Here is a 19,396-nt window from a genome sequence, read left to right on the forward strand (position 1 = left end):
CCCCACCGATGAGCGCGCCAACCAAAGTCGCTCTCCGCCAATCGACCACGCGGACCGCCATGTCAGTGCCTCCAAAGCTCAGCGGTCGATGAATGCAGTAGCGTCCACCCTCGATCCACTGTTGTCATTGTCCTTATTCCTTAGTCTCTAGCGCGGGACAACGAACTCGTCACCCTGAAATGGCGTGTACGTCCGCAGCACTGGCACCTCACCTGCCGTCGTCGGTACGAACGGGGTGAAGTTGCCAGGGGGCACAATCGCGAGTGGCGGCGTAATCGGCACGGCTTGCGGTCCGCGCACGGGCCCAAGTTGTGGCGGTTCGATCTGCGGTACGACGCTATTGAAACTGCTGATGATCATGGGGTCGCCAACGTCCTTGTGTGGAAGTAGACCGATCATCGGCCCGGAAGCGTCGTCGGTGAAGCTTGGCCAGGATTGCAGCAGCGGCGTGGTGGTTCCGTTGCGGTCGCCGTAAATCTCCAATGCAGGGAACGAAGTGACGGTGCCACCCACCCGAGGCCCATCAGCGCCCGGGCTGATCCCCAGCGTGCCATTGACGCTGAACGGGATGGCTTTCGCTGGCACCTCGCCTCCTGGCGAGAAGGGATCGGCGGCGTTGTAACGCACCAAGACTGCACCATTCGATTGTTGGGTTGCCGAAACATCCGGCGTGCCCGCCCTGACTTGTCCGGTATCGGCATTGACCGACGGATTCTGACGAGCGACGATGATCCCGTTCTCGAAGTCGGTGTAGATGGCGACCCGCGACTCTTCGGGGCCGATGAAGGACGAGAATCCACGGTTGTCGCCAACGTTGTTGTCGTACGGCAACATGTGACCGTTGTCGAACGGTGGAAGTTCGATTGCCGGCGCCCACACGTCCTTGCTCGGAATGAACAGGTTGGTACGGACGACACCCTGGCCCGGTACGGGCTTGATGCGGGCTACGACGATATTCGCTTCCACACCTTGATTTTTCGGGTTGTAGCTGTGCGGATCCAGAGCGGCAGCTGTCGTCCAGTCAGCGGTGCTCACCGGGTCTCGTCCGAATGTCCGACGGAACGCCTCGATTTGGTTGCGCTTTGGGTCTGAATCCGGAGCTATCGGTGCCTCGGCGCTATCACCGTCGGCGATCTCGGACACCGCTTGGTCAACGGAGGTGGCGAGGTGTCGATCCGTCGAATCAGCTCGCCGCAGGAGATCGACGATCGCATCGTGGACGATTTGCAGGTGCCGCTCGTTTTCGGCCTCTTGCTTCGGGTCGGCCGAGTGAAGGCACTCGAGCGAGCTGCTCGCAACGTCGATCGTGATTCCCCATCTGTCGGCCATGCGTTGGATGCGAATCCACTCCGCCTTGATGGACTCCACCTCGGCCGCTGCGGACGAGACGTCACGCCCCGCTTGGTCGCATTCGTCGGCGTGCTGAAGAAGGCTGTTGCCGATTACTCGCGCCCGGGCAGTGGCCGCCTCCTGCGAGGCGCCTTGCCATTCCAATTTCGCGATAATGGCGCCTTGGTTGTGCGCGACATCGCGAAAGTGAGTCGCACGTGCAGCCGCTGTGGCGGCGACCGCGCGCATGGACCCGGGATCCCACCGGTCCAGATCCGCGAGCGAAATCCCCACAGCCAGCAAACCTACTAGTCCCTGGGTGCGGCCGGTATTCACTAGGTCCCGGCTCGAGATCGACGCTGGGGCGGGAACGTGCGAGAGGCGGCCACGCTGGCGTCGATTTCGGCGTCGAGCGCGCCGTCTGGGAACAAATCCGGAAACCCTGCCGTTGACCAGTTCGACAACTTGAGTGATATCGACTCAACTCTGGCTTGACAGCCGACCACCGGCGGGGGCAGTCTTGAGCCTGGTTCGCTCAGACCCAAAGACGTAACTATCAGGAGGATTCAACATGGCTCGTGCGGTCGGCATCGACCTCGGGACCACCAACTCCGTCGTGGCGGTACTGGAGGGTGGCGACCCGGTCGTCGTCGCCAACTCCGAAGGGTCCCGCACCACGCCGTCGGTGGTCGCCTTTGCGCGCAACGGCGAAGTGCTGGTAGGCCAGCCCGCCAAGAACCAGGCAGTGACCAACGTCGACCGGACCATCCGTTCGGTGAAGCGACACATGGGCACCGACTGGTCCGTCGAGATCGACGGCAAGGACTACACCGCGCAGGAGATCAGCGCCCGCGTGCTGATGAAGCTGAAGCGGGACGCCGAAAGTTACCTCGGCGAGGACATCACCGACGCGGTGATCACTGTGCCCGCGTACTTCAATGACGCCCAGCGCCAGGCCACCAAGGAAGCCGGCCAGATCGCCGGCCTCAACGTGCTGCGCATCGTCAACGAACCGACGGCTGCGGCTCTGGCCTACGGCCTGGACAAGGGCAGCAAGGAACAGACCATTCTGGTCTTCGACCTCGGCGGCGGCACGTTCGACGTGTCCCTGCTGGAGATCGGCGACGGCGTCGTCGAGGTCCGCGCGACCTCCGGTGACAACCACCTCGGTGGCGACGACTGGGACGACCGGATCGTCGAATGGCTCGTCGACAAGTTCAAGGGCACCAGTGGCATCGACCTGACCAAGGACAAGATGGCCATGCAGCGGCTTCGTGAAGCCGCCGAGAAGGCCAAGATCGAGCTGAGCTCCAGTGGCAGCACCTCGATCAACCTGCCCTACATCACCGTCGACGCCGACAAGAACCCGCTGTTCCTCGACGAGCAGCTGACCCGTTCGGAGTTCCAGAAGATCACTCAAGATCTGCTGGACCGCACCCGCCAGCCGTTCCAGCAGGTCATCAAGGACGCCGGCATCTCGGTGTCCGACATCGACCACGTGGTGCTCGTCGGTGGTTCCACCCGCATGCCCGCGGTGACCGATCTGGTCAAGGAACTGACCGGTGGACGGGAGCCCAACAAGGGCGTCAACCCCGACGAGGTTGTGGCCGTTGGTGCCGCGCTGCAGGCGGGTGTCCTCAAGGGTGAGGTGAAAGACGTTCTGCTGCTTGACGTCACACCGCTGAGTCTCGGTATCGAGACCAAGGGCGGCGTGATGACCAAGCTGATCGAGCGCAATACCACCATCCCGACCAAGCGGTCGGAGACCTTCACCACGGCCGACGACAATCAGCCGTCGGTGCAGATCCAGGTCTATCAGGGTGAGCGCGAGATCGCGGCGCACAACAAGCTGCTCGGCTCCTTCGAGCTGACCGGCCTGCCGCCGGCTCCGCGCGGTGTGCCTCAGGTCGAGGTGACCTTCGACATCGATGCCAACGGCATCGTGCACGTCACCGCCAAGGACAAGGGCACCGGCAAGGAGAACACGATCAAGATCCAGGAAGGCTCCGGCCTGTCCAAGGAGGAGATCGACCGGATGATCAAGGACGCCGAATCGCACGCTGAGGAAGACCGCAAGCGCCGCGAGGAGGCCGACGTCCGCAACCAAGCCGAGTCGCTGGTCTACCAGACGGAGAAGTTCGTCACCGAACAGCGCGAAACCGAAGGTGGCTCAAAGGTCCCCGAGGACACGCTGTCCAAGGTCGACGCCGCGATCTCCGAGGCGAAGACGGCGCTGGCCGGTAGCGACATCGGTGCGATCAAGTCCGCCATGGAGAAGCTGGGCCAGGAAAGCCAGGCTCTGGGCCAGGCCATCTACGAGGCCACTCAGGCCGACCAGAGCGCCGGACCGTCGGGCGGATCGTCGGCTGACGATGTCGTGGACGCCGAGGTCGTGGATGACGATGATCAGGAGCGCAAGTGAGCGAAGGTCGCGAGGAAGAACCGGTAACTGTCACCGACAAGCGCCGAATCGACCCCCAGACCGGAGAAGTTCGCGAAGCCTCCGGCCCGGCCCCCAGTGGGCCGGCGCCGGAGGCGGCGGGCGCCGGCGGGGAGCAGGCCGACAAGGTCGCTGAACTCACCGCCGATCTACAGCGTGTGCAGGCCGACTTCGCCAACTACCGCAAGCGCGCGCTGCGCGATCAGCAGGTAGCCGGCGAGCGGGCAAAGGCCGCGGTGGTGAGCCAGTTGCTCACCGTGCTCGACGACCTCGATCGTGCCCGCAGCCACGGCGATCTGGAGACCGGCCCATTGAAGTCGGTCGCCGACAAGCTGACGGCCGCGCTGGCCGGGCTGGGCCTGACCGCATTCGGCGCCGAGGGCGACGAGTTCGATCCCTCGCTGCACGAAGCCGTGCAGCACGAGGGTGAAGGCTCCAAGCCGGTGCTCGGCAACGTGATGCGGCAGGGCTACCGGCTCGGCGATCAGGTGCTTCGGCACGCACTCGTCGGGGTGGTCGACACCGTCGACGACGGGTCAGCGGCACCTCAGAAGGGCGACACGCCCGTCAACGGCGACCAGAGCGGCGCGCAGAACGCAGAATCGAATTAACAGCATGAGCAACGGTGAGAGGAGGTGACGCGGCATGGTTCAACGCGAATGGGTTGAGAAGGATTTCTACAAGGTGCTCGGCGTCTCCTCTGACGCCAGCGAGGACGAGATCAAGCGGGTGGCCCGCAAGCTGCTCGCCGAGAATCACCCCGACCGCAACCCGGACAACAAGGCGGCCGACGAGCGCTACAAAGAGGTTGGTGAGGCCAGGGACGTCCTGACCGACCCGGCCAAGCGCAAGGAGTACGACGAGACCCGGCGGATGTTCGCCGGCGGCGGTTTCCGCCGCGGTAACGGCGGCGGCGGCGGTGGGTTCGGCGGCTTCAGCGGCTACGGCGCCGACGGCGGCGAGTTCAATTTGAACGACCTGTTCGACACGGCCAGCCAGACCGGCGGCACGAACATCGGCGACCTGTTCGGTGGCCTGTTCGGGCGCGGCGCTGCTCCTCGCCCGAGCCGGCCGCGGCGCGGTAAGGACCTGGAGACCGAGACCGATCTCGATTTCCTGGAGGCGACCAAGGGTGTCGCCATGCCGCTGCGGCTGACCAGCCCGGCGCCGTGCACGAATTGCCACGGCAGCGGCGCACGTCCGGGCACCAGCCCGAAGGTGTGTCCGTCGTGCAATGGCTCCGGCGTGATCAACCGCAACCAGGGCGCGTTCGGGTTCTCCGAGCCGTGCACCGACTGCCGGGGCAGCGGCTCGATCATCGAGCATCCCTGCGACGAGTGCCATGGCACCGGGGTCACCACCCGGACCCGCACCATCAACGTCCGGATCCCACCGGGCGTCGAGGACGGTCAGCGCATCCGGCTGGCCGGTCAGGGTGAGGCCGGGTTACGCGGTGCACCGTCGGGCGATCTGTATGTCACCGTGCATGTTCGGCCGGACAAGGTGTTCGGCCGTGACGGCGACGATCTGACCGTGACCGTTCCGGTGAGCTTCACCGAACTGGCGTTGGGGACAACGCTTTCCGTGCCCACCTTGGAGGGCAAGGTCGGTGTGCGGGTGCCGAAGGGCACCGCTGATGGCCGGATCCTGCGGGTGCGCGGGCGCGGAGTGCCCAAACGCGACGGCGGTCACGGCGACCTGCTGGTCACCGTGAAGGTTGCGGTGCCGCCCAGTCTCGAAGGCCAGGCGCTCGAGGCGCTGGAGGCCTACGCGGCCGCCGAAAAGGCCAGCGGCTTCGATCCCAGGGCGGGATGGGCAGGGTATCGGGCATGAGCGCCTCAGAGGAGTCGCGCACATTCCTGATCTCGGTGGCCGCCGAGCTGGCCGGTATGCATGCGCAGACGCTGCGCACCTACGACCGGCTCGGTCTGGTCAGTCCCCGGCGCAGTTCCGGTGGCGGACGGCGGTATTCGGAGCGTGATGTCGAGCTGCTGCGCGAGGTGCAGCGGCTGTCGCAGGACGAAGGTGTCAACCTCGCCGGGATCAAGCGGATCATCGAGTTGACCAATCAGGTCGAGGCCCTGCAGTCCCGCGTCGAGGAAATGATGGGCGAGCTGGAGTCGTTGCGCGCCAACCAGCGTCGTGATCTGGCGGTGGTCCCGAAAAGCACCGCGCTGGTGGTCTGGAAGCCACGCCGCTAGTCGGCGAAGTCAGCTCACCCGGATCGTGAACACCGAAACCGCCGGCCGCCCCGGCGTCGCGGTGTCATAGCTCCCCGTGCTGAGCGCATTGGTGGGCGCGGCCATCGGCTCCAATCCCACGACGTCGTCATTGCCCGGCGCGAAAATCTGTGCGGCCGGGAATCCCTGGGCGAAGACCACGTCGATCCGGCGCTCACCGCCGGCGAGTGTGAACACCCCACCCGTCGGGACCCCGTCGAAGCCGTCGTCAAATGTCTTGTCGCCCAGCTTCTCCGAGTAGGCGGGCCACTCAACCCGTTCGCCGGTCGGGAGACCGCGGTCGTCGACGAGCAGATGCTCCAGCGGCGGCGTCTCCAGCGTCCATTCCGATCGGGGAACCCCGGGAACAGTCAGGTAGGGGTGGAAGCCGTAACACAGCGGCACCGCCGCCGACGTGGTGGCCGTGACGGTGGTCTGCACCGTCAGCGCCCGGTCGGCCAGCGTGATGTCGAGGGTGACCACATGCGGGAACGGGAAGCTGGCCAGCAGCGCCGGCCGGCTTCCGTAGTCCAGATCGGCGATCAGCCGGTTCCCCGACTGCTCGGTGATGTGCCAGCCGGGATATGCGGCGAGCACGCCGTGAATCGGCAGACCGTGCGGGTCGGTGCGCACGCCGCCGACGCCGGGGGCCAATGTCACCGCGCCACCGTCGAGCCCATAGCTGTTGGCGCTCAACCGATTAGCCCACGGATACAGGATCGGGATGCCGAGCGTCTTACCGTCGCTCAGATACGCCTGCAGCCCGCGGCGCTGCCCGAGTAGTTCCACGCCGTCGTCGGACAGCGACGTGCAGATCATGCCCGCCGACGGGACATACGTCGCCGTCAGTGGTGAGGATGGATCATGCAGAACGACGGACGGCAGCTCGGCCACCGTCGAAGTCTAGCGGTGGGCGCCGATGTAGCTCGTCAAGTCGTCGATCGTGCGCAGTGAGGCGTACTCCGACTCCGGAATCTCGACCTCGAAGCGCTTGTGCAGCCGGACCAGAAAGTTCAACCAGTCCATCGAATCCAGGTCGACCTGATCACGCAGGAGTTCGGTGTCGGACAGGTCGCCCTCCTCGATCTCCGGTGCGATCGCGAGCAGTTCCTGCACAACCTGGTCACGGATCTCGGTGTCGCTCACGTCGGGTACCTCCTACAGCTCTTGGGGCTGCTGCAGCAACCGGTTGATCTCGGCAAGGAACAGGGCGCCGCGATGACCGTCACTGGCGCGATGGTCGGCGGCCAAGCTGGCCTGCACCGTTGTGGCCACCCGGATTCCACCGTCGACCACGACGACGCGCTGCGCCGGCCGGCCGAATCCCACAATGGCTACCTGAGGGGGATAGATGACACCGAACACCGAGTCGACACCCTTGTCACCGAGATTGGTGACGGTGATCGTCGGATCGGACATCTCTGAACTGCGCAGCGAGCCCGCCCGGGCCCGGGCCACCAGATCGGTCAGGTCGGCCATCAACTCGTCGAGCTTCTTCTCGGCCACATCGTGGATCGCCGGCGCCACCAGTCCACCGCCGCGCAGCGAAATCGCCACTCCCACATGCACTGCCGGGTGCGCTTCGTAGCCCTCGTCGCGCCAGAACCCGCTGAACTCGGTGAACCGCTGCGCGGCCATGGCCACCGCCTTGAGCTGTAGCACCGCAGGCAGCAACCGCTCGGTGATGGGCCGGTTCACGTTCTGATCGGTCAGCCAGCCCTGCGCGGTGTCCAGGATGATCTCATCGGCCAGGTAGTAGTGCGGGATCTCCCGTTTGGAGCGACTCATCGCGGCGGCGATCGAGGCGCGCATCGCCGCACCCCGCTCCTTGGCTTTGTCTGCCGCGGACTTCGGCTCCGAACTCGCTGCTGCCGGCGGCGGGGCAGGCTTGGGCTCGGCGTGGTGCTGTTCGGCAGCCGCATGCTCGACATCGATGAGTGTGATCGCGCCCTGGGGGCCGGTTCCCGTGACAACGCCGAGGTCGACGCCCAGCGAAGCCGCCGTACGCCGGGCCACCGGCGACACCCACAGCCGGTGGCCGACGGGCGCCGCCATGGCGGGCCGGGGTACGACCGGGGCCTCGGGGTGCGGTGCCGCAACCGGTGCCGCGGCCGGGGCCGCCAGGTGCGGTCGCGGCGTCTCACCCGATTCGGTCAGGGTGGCCAGCGGTGTGCCCACAGCCACCGTCTGCCCGACCGGGACGAGCAACTCGGCGACAACACCCTCATGCCAGCATTCGATTTCCACTGCGGCTTTGGTGGTTTCGACGACAGCGACGATCTGCCCGCGGGTGATCGTGTCGCCGGGTTTGACCAGCCACTCGTCGAGCGTGCCCTCGTCCATGTCCGCGCCGAGGGCGGGCATCGTGAACTCGATCATCGGCTGGTGCCTATCCCCGTGTCGCTTCGCTCCTGCCCGCCGGGGTCCCCGAACAGGCCCCGCACCGCGGCCACGATCTTGTCCGGCTGGGGCAGTGCCGCCTCTTCGAGATGCTTGGCGTAGGGGATCGGCACCTCGACGCTGCACACCCGGGCGATCGGAGCGTCCAGGTCGTAGAACGCACCCTCGACTATCCGCGCGCTGATCTCGCCGGCCAGGCTGCCGGTGCGCCACATCTCGTCGACGATGACCGCACGATGCGTCTTACGCACCGACTCCAGGATCGTGGCGTCATCCAGGGGCCGGAGCACGCGCAGATCGATCACCTCGCAGTCGATGCCGGCCAGGGCCAGTTGGTCGGCGGCGTCGAGCGCTTTGGGAACACAGCCGCCGTAGGCGATCAGCGTGACGTCAGTTCCGCTGCGGCGCAGCGCGGCTCGGCTGATGTCGGTCGGCCCCAAGGCGTCGATGTCGACGGCGGTGTTGTAGAGCTGGACATGTTCGAACACGACCACCGGGTCGGGATCGTCCAGTGCGGCGAGCAGCATCCCGTACGCGTCGGCCACCGTCGCCGGGGCCACCACCTTGATTCCCGGGATGTGGGCGTACCAGCCCTCCAGGCTGTGCGAGTGCTGGGCGGCGAGTTGCCTGCCGGCGCCGGTCGCCATGCGGACGACCAGCGGAACCGAGAACTGACCGCCCGACATGTGGCGCAATGCCGCAGCGGTATTCACAATCTGGTCGAGCGCCAGCAGACTGAAGTTCACCGTCATCACTTCGACGATCGGACGCAGACCGTTGATCGCGGCCCCGATGCCGATACCGACGAATCCCAGCTCCGACAGCGGGGTGTCACGGATCCGCTCGGGGCCGAACTCCTCGAGGAGCCCCTTCGACGCCGCGTAGGTGCCGCCGTAGCGCCCCACGTCCTCGCCCAGCAGAACCACTCGCGGGTCGTTGCGCATCGCTTCGCGAATCGCGTCGTGCACGGCATTGCGGTAGGTGGTCTTCACGACAGTGCCTCCGCCGGGGTCATCAGATCCCGGGTCAGGTCTTCGACGCTCTCCAGCGTTCCGGCCTCGGCGTAGGCCACCGCATCGTCGACCTCGGTGGCCGCGCGCTCTTCCATCGCCGTGACGTCGCTGTCGCTCAGAGTGCCGTCGGCCAGACACTTCTCGGTGAACAGCCGGATCGGGTCGCGTTCGCGCCAGTGCTCCACTTCGGTTTTCTCCCGGTACAACTCCGGGTCGAACATCGAGTGCGGGCGGAACCGGTAGGTGCGGAACTCCAGGAAGAACGGACCGCCCGCGGTGCGGATGTGATCGACGGCGGCAACGGTGGCGGCATGGCAGGCCAGCACATCCATGCCGTCCACCGATGCGGTGGGAACCCGGTAGGCCGCGGCGTTGGCGGTGACGTCAGTCTGGGAGAGCTCGCGGTCGATCGCTGTGCCCATGGCGTAGCGATTGTTCTCGCAGAGGTAGAGCACCGGCAACTGCCACAGCTCGGCCATGTTCAGCGACTCGTGGAAGGCACCCTCGGCGATCGCACCCTCGCCGAAATAGCATGCGGTGACGCGATTCTGCTTGAGTTGCGCGTCGGCGAAGGCGAGGCCGGTGGCCAGCGGCAGGCCGCCCGCCACGATCGCGTTGCCGCCGTAGAACCGGCGCGAGGCGTCGAACAGGTGCATCGACCCGCCGCGCCCGCGCGAACAGCCCTCCTGCTTGCCGAACATCTCGGCCATGATCGAGGTCAGCGGGATCCCGCGGAGCAGGGCGTGGGCGTGGTCCCGGTAGGTGGCCACGACGGCATCGTCGGGTCCCAGCGCACGCAGCGAGCCGGCAGCCACCGCTTCCTCGCCGACGTACAGGTGAAGGAAGCCGCGAATCTTTGCCGCACTGTACATCTCGGCGCATTTCTCCTCCATGCGCCGCACCCGGATCATGTCCGAGAGCAGCCCGCGCGCCAAGTCCTGATCGGTCATGCGGTCACCTCGCTGTCGTGGCGGACTGCGGCGGTCTCCACCGTCGAGGTGTCACCCTCCGGCAGTCCCAGCTCGCGGGCCTTGAGAAGCCGGCGCATGATCTTGCCGGAACGGGTGTGGGGCAACGCATCCACGAAGTCGATCTCCTTGGGCGCCACCGCGGCCCCCAACCGCTTTCGGGCATGGCCCATCAGGTCGCGGCGCAACTCGTCGCTCTCGGTGTAACCGGTCTTGAGCGTGACGAACGCCTTGACCAGCTCGCCGTAGGTGGGGTCCGGCTTGCCGATCACCGCCGCCTCGGCCACTGCGGGATGGTCGGTCAGCACATTCTCGACCTCGAACGGTCCGATCAGGTGACCCGACGATTTGATGACGTCGTCGGCCCGCCCGACGAACCAGAGATAACCGTCGGCGTCCCGCTTGACCAGATCGCCCGACAGGTACAGGTCGCCGGCAAAACTGTTGCGGTAGCGCTCGTCTTGATTGAGGTAGGCGCGGAACATCGACGGCCAGCCGACGCGCAATGCCAGCTCGCCCTCGACGTCCGGTTCGTCGATCACAGTGACCCCGCCGGAGTCGTCGCGGTGCACCACGCAGGCGTCGACCCCGGGCAGCGGGCGGCCCATCGAGCCGGGCTTGATGTCGAAGGCCGGGGTGTTGGCCACCATGATGCCGCCGGTCTCGGTCTGCCACCAGTTGTCGTGGATCGGCAAGCCCAGCACCCGCTTGCCCCACCACACCGCTTCGGCGTTGAGCGGCTCACCCACACTGGCGATGAACCTCAGGTGCGGGAAGTGGTACTGCGCAGGCAGTTCCGGGCCGGCTTTGATGAGCATCCGGATCGCGGTCGGGGCGGTGTACCACACCGTCACCTGCTCGTCCTGCAGGATCCGGTACCACCGCTGTGCATCGAATTCGGCCTCGTCGATGATCGAGGTTACGCCATGCAGCAGCGGGGCGATGATCCCATATGAGGTTCCGGTCACCCAACCGGGATCTGCTGTGCACCAATAGATGTCGCCTGCGTGGAGGTCCAGGGCGTAGCGGCCGGTGATGTAGTGCATGGCGACCGCGCCGTGAACGTGTTGGGCGCCCTTGGGTGTCCCGGTGGTGCCGCTGGTGAAATGCAGCAGCGACGGATCATCGGCGGTGGTGTGCTCGATCGGAGCGTGGTCGTCGGCGGCTTCCATCAGCCGATGAAAGTTCTCGGTTCCCTCGATGTCGTCACCGACCACCAGGACATGTTTGACCGACGTCAGCTCGCCGCGGATCTTGGCGATCTTGCGCTTGTAGATCGCCGCCGTCGTGACCAGCACGTCCGCCGATCCGATGGTGACGCGGGTGGCGATCGGTTCGGGGCCGAACGCGGAGAACAGCGGTGAGACCACACTGCCGTTGCGCAGCGCGCCGAGCATGGTGGCGTAGAGCTCGGGGACGCGGCCCATGATGACGAAGACCCGGTCACCCTTGCCGATACCCAAGCCGCGCAACACGTTGGTGAACCGACGAGACAACCTGCCCAGCTCGGCGTAACTGATGTCGTGGGTGGTCAGCTCGGGGTGTCGGCGATGAAGCGCAACGCGGTCCGATCGGCATCCGGCCCCTGCGCGTGCCGATCGACGGCGGCGTATCCGATGTTGCAGCCGCCCTCGCCCATCCCGGCACACAGGTCGGGCACGTCCGACCAGCGGAACGACGCGCGGGTCTGCGCGTAGTCGATGAGGTTGGGGGCGACCTTCAGGTCGTCGTCGCCTTTGTGGATGACGTCCATGGTTTCCCTCACGCCTGCGGCGGGGCCAGCACGCCCTTGCGGCGAGCCTGCCCCAGATTGGCCATCACCCGGTCGCGCAGTATCGCGTAGGCGGCACCGCTGTTGAGGATGTCGTGGCGGTCCTGATGGCGGAGGTAGGCGTCGAGCCGCCGTTCCAGCGACCAGTCCCAGTAGATGCGTCCGGTGTATGGCGAGCAGAGGAATTCCCAAGCGACGGCGTCGAGTTCAGTCTCGTCGGCCAAACCAGAAGTCATCTCCACCCCTCACTACCACCCCCACAAACGATGGTGGTCGAGGCTGCTACGAGCTGGAAGGGACGAAAGTCCCCGAACTCGGGGCTAACGGACTGCGGCCGGCCGGGTCACGGCAGCGGGTCGTGCTGGATGCGCTCCGGCGGTGCGCCCTTGGCGAGCAAAGCGTCGCGGGTGGCGCGCACCATCGCGGGACCGCCACAGATCAGGATCTGCCGATCGCCCCAGCCGCCGTATTTGGTCACCACCTCGGGCAGTCGTCCGGTCTGGCGCACATGCAGGCCCCGCGGCGGCTGGACATCGGGATAGTCGGCAGCCCACGGAGGATCGCTGGAGTACTCCGACACCGGCGATACCGACAGCCATGGGTTGGAGGCGGCGATCTCCCACAAGGTCCGCAGGTCGTACAGCTCGCAGGGGTAGCGGGCGCCGAAGAACAGATGCACCCGCGGGTTCTCGCCGAATCGGCACAGGTCCATGATCAGCGCGCGCAGCGGCGCCAATCCGGTGCTACCCGCCATCATCAGCACGTCGCCGCCGTCGCGGTCCACCTCCATCGCGCCGTGCGGGCTGGACAGCCGCCAGCGATCGCCCGGCCGGGTCTCGGCCACGATCGAATTGCTGACCATGCCGCCGAGCACCGAGCGCACGTGGAACTCGATGAAGCCGTCCGGGTCCGGCGGCATGGCGGGCGACAGGAACCGCCAGCGGCGCGGACACTGCGGAACGTGGACGTTGACGTACTGCCCAGGGTGGTAGGGCATCGGCCGGTCCAGGTGCAGGCGGACGACCGCGAGGTCGCGTGACACCCGGTGGTGCTCGAGGACGGTGCCGTCCCACCACGCCGGCCCATCCTCGGCGTCGGCCGCCCCGCCCATGATTCCGGTGATCAGGTTGACGGCCTGGATGGCGGCGTCGTCGACGGCGGGTGTCCAGCGATCACTGAGGTGGCTGCGCATCTCGGAGTACCACGCCTGCCGCATGCTGTCGTAATGTCGCTGTGTGACACCGTATTTGCGGTGATCACGGCCGAGTTGGGCGAGGAAAGCCACCGGGGCCTGCGCGCGCTGCGCCACGAACTCACCGAACACCCAGTGCATCGCCTGACCGAACGCCGCCCGCTGCGGTGCCAGCTCCGGGGGGAACAGGTCCCGCACTTCGGTGTCCAGCGCGAACCACCGGGTGTAGAACCGGTTCAGCAGCTCCTGGGACGCAGACCGGGGAGCCGCGGAGTCTTCGAACGCAGCCTGCAGCACCGCGAGCGCATCACGATCCTCCAGACCCACGGCCGCGAGTGTAGGCCCGCGGGCTACAGGCCGTGAATGCCCTTGTACAACACCATGACGCCGATGACGACGAGGATCACGGCGACCAGCGTCGCGTGCTGGGCCTCCATCCAGTCCTTGAGCTTGGTCAGCGGCTGGTCCAACCGCTCACCGGCGACCAGGTAGGCCAGTACCGGCAACGCCACCGAGGACGCCGCGACGGCGGTGAACACGGCGTCGGCCGTCCAGGCGCCGGTGGTCCCCAGCCCCGCCGAGCCGATCGCCAAACCTGCTGCGGCACACATGAACAGGACCTTCGGGTTGACCACCACCAGCACCACCGCGGTCACGAAAGCGCGCGGCGGGCCGATGCTGGTCATCGAGGTCAGCCACTTGGGGGTGTGCTCCGAGCGCTTGCGGGTGAACCATCGGTAGAGCCCGAACGCGACGAGCGCCGCGCCGATCACGATGCGGATGTACGGCGCCCACGTCGGCTGTTTGTTGAGTCCACCGAGAGCGTTCGACACCAGCACGAACGCCGCGGTCAGGCCGCCGATGCCGAGCACCCAGCCCAACAGGAACGCCATGCTGGTCGGCCGGGGCGCGGGCGTGTGCAGCATCAGGATGCCCGGGATGATCGTCAGCGGGGACAGCGTGATGACGAGCGCCAGGGGGATCAGTTCGGTCAGTTCCGAACCGAGGCCGGTCGTCACAGATGCCTCCTGGGGCGTAGACGGGCAACGCTCGGTCACGGCTGACCGTACTATCTCTGCCCGTGGGCATGGATGCCGACGAAGAAAAGGGTGATGGGGGCCACGACGGCCAGCAGCACACCCTGGTCTACGTCTCCGGGGTGGCAGCGTTGGTGCTGCTCGCGATACTGGTGTACGCGGTACTGGACACCTCGGAGAGCTCGCAGCGACCCGACGGGCCGGTGACCTATGCGCCGGCGATCAGCACCACGACGTCCTCGAGCAAGAAGACGTCGACCACGTCGCGCACCACGTCGACGCGGGTTTCCACCACTGATCTGAACCCGGGCTCCGCATCGTCGACCTCGACGTCGCCGTCGGACACCTCGAGCGAAGTGGTCATCCCGTCGGAGACCGAGTACTCCACTCCGACGACGACGGTCACGATGACCAACCCCTACGCCACCACGTCGCCGCCGAACGCCGGGCGAACCTGACCCATGGGCACGGCGACCGTCGTCACGATCTTTCACCCCTCGAATCACCCCGCGGACTTCACGGTGTGGGCCGGCGAAATGTCCGTCACCGCCACCGAGGCGACCGACTTCCGGATCTCCGTGCTGACCGATCCGCATCTGGATTGGGGGATCGCAGTCACGTTTGCCAGCGCGCGGGCGCTGCATGATTGGTTGGACAGCACCCAGCGCCAATGCGCGCTGGACAGCGGCCGACAACGTGGAATCTTGTGTGCCACAGCGGATATGGTGATCGGCGAAGATGGTGGGGTGCCGGCCGGCGTCGGGTTCTTCCGGCACACCGTCGCCCCGGGCCGGGCGGATGAATTCACCGCGGCCGAGGCGCGCCTGGCCGCGGTGAGTGTGCAGTTCAGTGGATTCGAAGGATGTTGCACCTTTGCACCCGCCGCCGGCGGTGAGGCTTTCGCGGTGCTGCGGTTTCGCACCGAACGACAACTCGAAACATGGCTGGAGTCTCCGGAGCGGTCGGAGGCGCTCGGACCGTTGCGCGAGAGCCTGACCCGCGAATTCTCGCTGGTGTCCTCGAGGACGACGTTCGGCAGCACCGTGCGTACCGAGAACGGCCACACCGCGGTCACGCCGAGGTGGAAGACGGCGATGCTGATCCTGTTGGTGCTGTACCCGACGGTGATGCTGCTGTCGCGGTTTCTGGGGCCGATCCTCGACAACGTCGGTGCCCCGCCCTGGTTGGCGATGTGGCTGAGCCAGGTGGTCAGCGTCGTTGCCCTGCAGTGGGCGCTGATGCCGCTGGCCGGGCAGTGGTTCCGGCGCTGGCTCGACCCGATCGACGGGGCAGGGACCCGTATCAGTGTCGTGGGTGCCGGTGTGCTCGTCGTCGGCTACCTGGCGACGCTCGCCATGTTCTCCGCGGTCCAATGGCTGCAGTACTGGGACTTTTCGCGTACTTAGATGCGCCTGAGCGTCCAGGCCGGGACCCAGTGCGTGACTGCCTTGCGTTTGGGTCCGTAGGCGATGTCGTAGGTGACCAGGCCCCACCAATCGCCCTGCTCGCACAGTGCCCAGCAGGACAGCGTGCCCTTGACCACCTTGTGCATCTGCAATCCGTGCGGGTGATACCGGCCGGTGCGGTGCGGTTCGCGGGGGAAGAGCACCGTGAGATCGACGAGCACCGGTTCGGGCGGGGACACCGGCCGGAAGGGCGGCCGCAGCGGCTGACCGTTGTAACCGATCGACGTCAGCTCACCCACTGATCGATCATATGTTCGATCGGGGTCATGAAAACAGATGCCGGAAGGCCCTACCGGAAATTGGACGGAATCTTTTAAACTTGAGCGGAACAGACTCAACCTTGACGGCGTTGTAAAGCTCGACAAGCTTTTCTAGACGAAACGGAGGTGTCGTGGATTCTTTCAACCCGACAACCAAGACTCAGGCGGCGCTGACCGCCGCGTTGCAGGCTGCCTCGGCCGCCGGCAACCCGGAGATCAGGCCCGCTCATCTGCTGTTGGCGCTGCTCACGCAGACCGACGGCATCGCTTCGCCGTTGCTCGAGGCTGTCGGTGTCGATCCAGCCACGATCCGCGCCGAAGCACAGCGGCTGGTCGACCGGCTGCCGACGAGCAGCGGGGCGACCTCGCAACCCCAGCTCTCGCGTGAGTCGCTCGCGGCTATCACCGCCGCTCAGCAGCTGGCCACCGAGATGGACGACGAATACGTCTCCACCGAGCATTTGATGGTGGGCCTGGCCACCGGCGATTCCGAGGTGGCCAAGCTGCTCACCGGTCACGGTGCGTCCCCGGAGGCGCTGCGCGACGCGTTCGTCAAGGTTCGCGGCAGCGCACGCGTCACCAGCCCGGATCCGGAGGCCAGCTATCAGGCACTGGAGAAGTACTCCACCGACCTGACCGCACGCGCCCGGGAAGGCAAGCTCGACCCGGTCATCGGCCGGGACACCGAGATTCGCCGCGTCATCCAGGTGCTGAGCCGGCGCACCAAGAACAACCCCGTGCTGATCGGTGAGCCCGGCGTCGGCAAGACCGCGATCGTCGAGGGCCTGGCCCAGCGGGTCGTGGCCGGGGACGTCCCGGAGAGCCTGCGCGACAAGACCGTCATCTCCCTGGACCTGGGGTCGATGGTGGCCGGCGCCAAGTATCGCGGTGAATTCGAGGAGCGGCTCAAGGCCGTGCTCGACGACATCAAGAACTCGGCCGGGCAGATCATCACGTTCATCGACGAACTGCACACCATCGTCGGTGCCGGTGCCACCGGCGAAGGCGCGATGGACGCCGGCAACATGATCAAGCCGATGCTGGCCCGTGGCGAGCTGCGGCTGGTCGGTGCGACGACCCTCGACGAGTACCGCAAGTACATCGAGAAGGACGCCGCCCTGGAGCGCCGCTTCCAGCAGGTGCTGGTCGGCGAACCGTCGGTCGACGACACCGTCGGGATCCTGCGCGGGCTCAAGGACCGCTACGAGGTCCACCACGGCGTGCGTATCACCGACTCGGCGCTGGTGGCCGCGGCCACGCTGTCCGACCGCTACATCACCTCGCGCTTCCTGCCTGACAAGGCCATCGACCTGGTCGACGAGGCCGCGTCGCGGTTGCGCATGGAGATCGACTCGCGACCCGTCGAGGTCGACGAGGTCGAGCGGATCGTCCGCCGCCTCGAGATCGAGGAGATGGCGCTGGCGAAGGAGTCGGACGACGCCTCCAAGGATCGCCTGGACAAGCTGCGCGCCGAATTGGCCGACAAGAAGGAGCAATTGGCCGAGCTGACCACCCGGTGGCAGAACGAGAAGAACGCGATCGACATCGTGCGTGATTTCACCGAGCAGCTCGACAAGCTGCGCGGTGAGGCCGACCGGGCCGAGCGCGACGGCGATCTGGCGAGGGCTGCCGAGCTTCGGTACGGCCGCATCCCCGAGGTCGAGAAGAAGCTCGATGCGGCGCTGCCGGTGGCCGAAGCGCGCGAGAACGTGATGCTCAAGGAGGAGGTCGGACCCGACGACATCGCCGACGTGGTGTCGGCGTGGACAGGTATCCCGGCGGGCCGGATGCTCGAAGGCGAGACCGCCAAGCTGCTGCGGATGGAGTCCGAGCTGGGTAAGCGTGTCGTCGGACAGGTCAAGGCCGTGCAGGCCGTCTCGGATGCGGTGCGCCGCACTAGGGCCGGCGTGGCGGACCCGAACCGGCCGACGGGCTCGTTCATGTTCCTCGGGCCGACCGGTGTCGGTAAGACCGAACTCGCAAAGGCGTTGGCGGAGTTCCTGTTCGACGATGAGCGGGCCATGATCCGCATCGACATGAGCGAGTACGGCGAGAAGCACTCCGTCGCGCGACTTGTCGGTGCGCCTCCCGGGTACATCGGCTACGACCAGGGCGGTCAGCTGACCGAAGCGGTGCGCAGGCGGCCGTACTCGGTGGTGCTGTTCGACGAGGTCGAGAAGGCGCATCCGGATGTCTTCGACGTCCTGCTCGCCGTGCTCGACGAGGGCCGGCTGACCGATGGTCAGGGCCGCACCGTCGATTTCCGCAACACCATCCTGGTGCTCACCAGTAACCTCGGCGCCGGTGGCACCGAGGAGCAGGTGATGGCGGCGGTGCGCTCGGCGTTCAAGCCCGAGTTCATCAACCGGCTCGACGATGTGATCGTCTTCGACGCCCTGCAGCCCGACGAGTTGGTGTCGATCGTGGACATCCAGCTGGCTCAGCTGCAGAAGCGACTGGCGCAGCGGCGTCTCACTCTCGAGGTGTCGTTGCCCGCCAAGCAGTGGCTGGCCGAACGCGGATTCGACCCGCTCTACGGCGCCCGGCCGCTGCGCCGGCTGATCCAGCAGGCGATCGGTGACCAGCTGGCCAAGCTGCTGCTGGCCGGTGAGGTGCACGACGGCGATGTCGTGCCGGTCAACGTCAGCCCGGACGGCGAATCGCTGATTCTCGGCTGACAGTGACGTGACGAGCCCCCGCACTTCGGTGCGGGGGCTCGTTGTGTCAGGCGTCGGGCATGCCCAGCGCGGCGAGTGCACCGGTGACCGTCGCATCCCGAAGCCGCCGCTGTGAGCTGTCCGGAAATTGAAGGCAGCAATCCTGTAGGCCACCGAACGCGATGACGCCGCGGGCTGACTGCTCCAGCGTGGGCCGAGAACCGAACACCAAACGGCACAGCCGCTCTCGCCATGCCAGAAGCGTGTCGATCAATCCGAGGTCGGCCAGCGTGGTCAGCTCGGTGACCACCAGAATCAGGTCGGCTCGGTGGCGGTAGTGGAAGTCGAAGTAGCCCTCGAGCAGTTCGCGAGGTGTGGCCCGGGCGGCCGGCGCGCGATTCTCCTGCTCGGTGACAAAGCGCTCGCCCTCGTCGATCAGCGGCTGCAGAATGCTGCGGACCAAGTCTTCGCGGGACTTGAAGTGGTAGTAGAGCGCGGGCTTGGTGATGCCGAGCCGATCGGCGATGTCTTGCAGGCTGGTGCGCTGCACACCCTTCTGGCCGAACAGCTCGCGGGCGACATCCTGGATCCGTTCACGGGTTCCTGACGCCGGCCTGCTCACGTAACCACCCTAACTGACCGAT

At 66.5% G+C, this 19,396-nt stretch carries 18 protein-coding genes and 1 pseudogene; 7 read left to right on the forward strand and 12 right to left on the reverse strand.

The window, feature by feature from the left end:
* Positions 1-147: 147 nt before the first annotated feature.
* On the reverse strand, positions 148-1,623 hold the full coding sequence (locus tag D3H54_RS02580; RefSeq protein ID WP_149377724.1) for a hypothetical protein: 1,476 nt from the start codon (positions 1,621-1,623) through the stop codon (positions 148-150).
* Between the two features lie 277 nt (positions 1,624-1,900).
* On the opposite strand from D3H54_RS02580, the gene dnaK reads away from it, so the two are divergent.
* From dnaK to D3H54_RS02600, 4 genes are read left to right on the forward strand one after another with little or no spacing between them, the layout of a single operon-like run.
* Positions 1,901-3,751, forward strand: coding sequence for a molecular chaperone DnaK (dnaK, locus tag D3H54_RS02585; RefSeq protein WP_149377725.1), 1,851 nt, complete (start codon positions 1,901-1,903; stop codon positions 3,749-3,751).
* On the forward strand, positions 3,748-4,380 hold the full coding sequence (gene grpE / locus D3H54_RS02590) for a nucleotide exchange factor GrpE (RefSeq protein ID WP_149377726.1): 633 nt from the start codon (positions 3,748-3,750) through the stop codon (positions 4,378-4,380). The genes dnaK and grpE overlap by 4 nt, the downstream gene beginning before the upstream one ends.
* 34 nt (positions 4,381-4,414) lie before the next feature.
* Positions 4,415-5,602 carry a molecular chaperone DnaJ gene (gene dnaJ, locus D3H54_RS02595; RefSeq protein ID WP_149377727.1) on the forward strand — a complete coding sequence of 396 codons (1,188 nt, stop codon included), beginning with the start codon at positions 4,415-4,417 and terminating at the stop codon, positions 5,600-5,602.
* Positions 5,599-5,970, forward strand: a complete 372-nt coding sequence (locus D3H54_RS02600; RefSeq protein ID WP_149377728.1) for a heat shock protein transcriptional repressor HspR — start codon at positions 5,599-5,601, stop codon at positions 5,968-5,970. The genes dnaJ and D3H54_RS02600 overlap by 4 nt, the downstream gene beginning before the upstream one ends.
* 9 nt (positions 5,971-5,979) lie before the next feature.
* On the opposite strand, the gene D3H54_RS02605 is transcribed toward D3H54_RS02600, so the two are convergent.
* The 9 genes and pseudogenes from D3H54_RS02605 to D3H54_RS02645 form a co-directional block, all read right to left on the reverse strand.
* The gene (locus D3H54_RS02605; protein ID WP_149377729.1) at positions 5,980-6,882 is read right to left on the reverse strand and encodes an aldose 1-epimerase; all 903 of its coding nucleotides are present in this window, start codon (positions 6,880-6,882) and stop codon (positions 5,980-5,982) included.
* A 9-nt stretch (positions 6,883-6,891) separates the two neighbouring features.
* A complete protein-coding gene (locus D3H54_RS02610; RefSeq protein ID WP_149377730.1) occupies positions 6,892-7,134 on the reverse strand; it encodes an acyl carrier protein in 243 nt (80 codons plus the stop codon).
* 12 nt (positions 7,135-7,146) lie between these two features.
* Positions 7,147-8,367 (reverse strand): dihydrolipoamide acetyltransferase family protein, encoded by a 1,221-nt coding sequence (locus D3H54_RS02615; protein ID WP_149377731.1) that lies wholly within the window; start codon positions 8,365-8,367, stop codon positions 7,147-7,149.
* Entirely contained in the window at positions 8,364-9,380 is a 1,017-nt protein-coding gene (locus D3H54_RS02620; RefSeq protein ID WP_149377732.1) for an alpha-ketoacid dehydrogenase subunit beta, read from the reverse strand. Before D3H54_RS02620 ends, D3H54_RS02615 begins: the two co-directional genes overlap by 4 nt.
* The gene (pdhA, locus tag D3H54_RS02625) at positions 9,377-10,351 is read right to left on the reverse strand and encodes a pyruvate dehydrogenase (acetyl-transferring) E1 component subunit alpha (RefSeq protein ID WP_149377733.1); all 975 of its coding nucleotides are present in this window, start codon (positions 10,349-10,351) and stop codon (positions 9,377-9,379) included. Before pdhA ends, D3H54_RS02620 begins: the two co-directional genes overlap by 4 nt.
* Positions 10,348-12,122: pseudogene (acsA, locus tag D3H54_RS02630) on the reverse strand (acetate--CoA ligase). The gene pdhA and the pseudogene acsA overlap by 4 nt, the downstream one beginning before the upstream one ends.
* An 8-nt stretch (positions 12,123-12,130) precedes the next feature.
* Positions 12,131-12,376, reverse strand: coding sequence for a hypothetical protein (locus D3H54_RS02635; RefSeq protein WP_149377734.1), 246 nt, complete (start codon positions 12,374-12,376; stop codon positions 12,131-12,133).
* Between the two features lie 107 nt (positions 12,377-12,483).
* The gene (locus tag D3H54_RS02640; protein WP_149377735.1) at positions 12,484-13,659 is read right to left on the reverse strand and encodes an FAD-binding oxidoreductase; all 1,176 of its coding nucleotides are present in this window, start codon (positions 13,657-13,659) and stop codon (positions 12,484-12,486) included.
* A 23-nt stretch (positions 13,660-13,682) separates the two neighbouring features.
* Positions 13,683-14,351, reverse strand: a complete 669-nt coding sequence (locus D3H54_RS02645) for a GAP family protein (RefSeq protein WP_149377736.1) — start codon at positions 14,349-14,351, stop codon at positions 13,683-13,685.
* A gap of 62 nt (positions 14,352-14,413) precedes the next feature.
* Between D3H54_RS02645 and D3H54_RS02650 the strand changes: the two genes are divergently transcribed.
* Positions 14,414-14,827 (forward strand): hypothetical protein, encoded by a 414-nt coding sequence (locus tag D3H54_RS02650; protein WP_149377737.1) that lies wholly within the window; start codon positions 14,414-14,416, stop codon positions 14,825-14,827.
* Positions 14,828-14,830: 3 nt separating this feature from the next.
* Positions 14,831-15,775, forward strand: a complete 945-nt coding sequence (locus D3H54_RS02655; protein WP_149377738.1) for a putative antibiotic biosynthesis monooxygenase — start codon at positions 14,831-14,833, stop codon at positions 15,773-15,775.
* Here the strand turns inward: D3H54_RS02655 and D3H54_RS02660 are convergent.
* Complete coding sequence (locus D3H54_RS02660; RefSeq protein ID WP_149377739.1) at positions 15,772-16,074, reverse strand: hypothetical protein; 303 nt, start codon at positions 16,072-16,074, stop codon at positions 15,772-15,774. The genes D3H54_RS02655 and D3H54_RS02660 overlap by 4 nt on opposite strands.
* Positions 16,075-16,226: 152 nt before the next feature.
* On the opposite strand from D3H54_RS02660, the gene clpB reads away from it, so the two are divergent.
* Positions 16,227-18,773 (forward strand): ATP-dependent chaperone ClpB, encoded by a 2,547-nt coding sequence (clpB, locus tag D3H54_RS02665; protein ID WP_149377740.1) that lies wholly within the window; start codon positions 16,227-16,229, stop codon positions 18,771-18,773.
* Positions 18,774-18,819: 46 nt separating this feature from the next.
* Here the strand turns inward: clpB and D3H54_RS02670 are convergent, their stop codons facing one another.
* On the reverse strand, positions 18,820-19,374 hold the full coding sequence (locus D3H54_RS02670; RefSeq protein WP_149377741.1) for a TetR/AcrR family transcriptional regulator: 555 nt from the start codon (positions 19,372-19,374) through the stop codon (positions 18,820-18,822).
* Between the last annotated feature and the right edge of the window lie 22 nt (positions 19,375-19,396).

The sequence above is a fragment of the Mycobacterium sp. ELW1 genome, from assembly GCF_008329905.1.
In the GTDB taxonomy this organism is placed as follows: Bacteria; Actinomycetota; Actinomycetes; order Mycobacteriales; family Mycobacteriaceae; genus Mycobacterium.